Genomic DNA, 1,457 nt, shown 5'->3' on the forward strand with positions numbered 1-1,457 from the left:
TTGTCTCTTCTTGTTGGTGGTATTGTTATTTTTTTTGTTAATGCGACGGCCACCACCTAGACTTCCCCTCTCGTCTTCGGCGGCGGCGTGAGATGTGTATAAGAGCCGGCCGCCGATGGGCGGGCGGGCGTGGTTGTCGTCGTCGATACGGGCCGCGAGCGACCAGACGGTGGCCTCCGTCGGGCCGTACACATTGGTGACCTCGGCGGCGAGCGAGTGCAGCCGGCCGGCCAGGGCGGCGGGCAGGGCCTCGCCTCCGACGAGGACGCGCAGGCCCGCGACGGCCTCGGGGGCTTCGGACACGAGCCCGGTCCACAGCGACGGGGTGGCCTGCAGGGCCGTGACGCGATGCTCCCGGATCAGGTGGGCCAGCGCCCGGGGATCGCGTACGTCCTCCTGTCCTGCCAGGACCACGGCCGCGCCGCGCAGCAGCGGGAGCAGCAGTTCGAGCTGGGCGATGTCGAAGGAGACGGTGGTCGGGGCGAGCAGTCGGTCGTCCGGGCCCAGCGGCAGAAGGCGTTCCATGGCCGTCAGCAGCCGAGCGAGATTGCCGTGGGTGACCGCGACGCCCTTGGGACGGCCGGTGGAGCCCGAGGTGTGGATGACGTAGGCCAGGCGCTCGTCGGCGCGGGCGGCCGGCGCGAGTTCGGCGGCCGACAGGGCGTCCGACGACAGGGTCGGCGGGCAGGTGGCGTCGGTGAGGACGGTGACCGGTGAGACATCGGCGAGGATCGACTCGGTGCGGGCCCGTGGGTGCCGGGGGTCCAGGGGGAGGTAGGCGGCGCCGGTCTTCAGGACGGCCAGGAGTGCGACGACGAGGTCGGCGGAGCGTTCCATCGCGATCGCGACCAACTGCTCGGGCCCGGCGCCCGCGGCCAGCAGATGACGGGCCAACCGGTCGGCCCGCTGGTCGAGTTCCCGGTACGACAGGCTTGTGGCGCCGCAGACGACGGCCGTGGCGTCAGGAGTGGCCGCGGCCCGGGCCTCGAACCGGTCCGTCAAGGAGGCGGGCTCCGCCGTCAGCTCCCGCCCGGTCCCGCGGGTGAGGAGGACCGCGCGCTCGGCCGGCCCGAGCAGGTCCGTCCTGCTCAGCGGACGCTGTGGGTCCGCGGTCACCTCGGTGACGAGGTGTTCCAGGCACCGCGCGAGCTGTCGCGCCGTCTCCTCCTCGAAGACGTCCCGCGCGAACAGCAGCCGCCCTTCCAGACCACCCGCCCGCTCATGGACGTCGAAGAGCAGGTCGAAGTCGATCCGCTCGTCGCCCTCGACGTCGAGCAACTCCGTGTCCAGGCCGGGGAACCGGGCCTGGGCGACCGCGTTGTTCTGCAAGCTCAGCATCACCTGGAACAGCGGATGCCGCCCCGCCGAACGCACCGGATTGACCGCCTCCACCACCCGCTCGAACGGCACATCCTGATGCCCCAACGCCCCCAACACACCCGACCGCACCCGCCCCA

The 1,457-nt window shown here is 71.6% G+C and carries 1 protein-coding gene; it reads right to left on the minus strand.

Going from position 1 to position 1,457, the window contains the following annotated elements; all coding sequences use genetic code 11:
* On the minus strand, positions 1 to 1,449 hold a 1,449-nt coding region (locus HLK59_RS49995), incomplete at its 3' end, for an AMP-binding protein (RefSeq protein WP_346780017.1).
* Positions 1,450 to 1,457: the final 8 nt, after the last annotated feature.

Origin of the sequence: Streptomyces sp. S3(2020), from assembly GCF_013044505.1 — a bacterium.
In the GTDB taxonomy this organism is placed as follows: domain Bacteria; phylum Actinomycetota; class Actinomycetes; order Streptomycetales; family Streptomycetaceae; genus Streptomyces.